The sequence below is a fragment of the Tsukamurella pseudospumae genome, assembly GCF_001575195.1.
GTDB lineage: Bacteria > Actinomycetota > Actinomycetes > Mycobacteriales > Mycobacteriaceae > Tsukamurella > Tsukamurella pseudospumae.
In genome coordinates, this window is the sequence record NZ_LSRF01000046.1 from 1 (window position 1) to 572 (window position 572).

Sequence of the window (572 nt, forward strand, 5' to 3'; positions counted from 1 at the left end):
GACCGGATGGCCACGGTCTGCCACCCCTCCAGCGGGGAGCTGAAGGCCGAATTCGCTGCGGTCGCCAAGTATTACGGTGTCTCGGTCAAGATCTGTCCACCACGTTCGGGGCACCGCAAAGGCGTTGTGGAGGGCGAGAACCGGAGCATCGCGCAACGCTGGTGGCGGACCCTGCCCGACGAGCTGACCGTGGAGCAGGCCCAAGCGTCCCTGGATGAGCACTGCCGAGTCCGCGCCGATACCCGGATGCGCGCCACCAAAGACGGCCGCAGCTCGGTGCTGACCGTCGCCGCCAGCGAACCCCTACGCCGGCCTCCTGCGGCGCCGTATCCCGCGGTCCTGTCGGAGCCGAGGAAGGTCTCACGGCAGGCCCTGGTGGCGTGGCGGGGCAACCAGTACTCGGTGCCGCCGGAGCTCGCGATGGGAGAGGTCACCGTCACCGAACGGCTCGGCGACAGTCATATCGACATCGCCACCGTTTCGGGGATCGTCATCGCCCGGCACCGCCTCGCCGCCCCGGGCACCGGGGCGCAGGTCCGTGACACGGTGCATGTGACCGCGCTCAACGCAGC

Annotated in this window: 1 protein-coding gene; it reads left to right on the plus strand. The window is 69.6% G+C overall.

Annotation, left to right across the window (positions count from 1 at the left end; genetic code table 11):
- Window positions 1-572 (plus strand): Mu transposase domain-containing protein (locus tag AXK60_RS13805; RefSeq protein ID WP_425315221.1); only part of this gene is annotated, 572 nt, incomplete at both ends.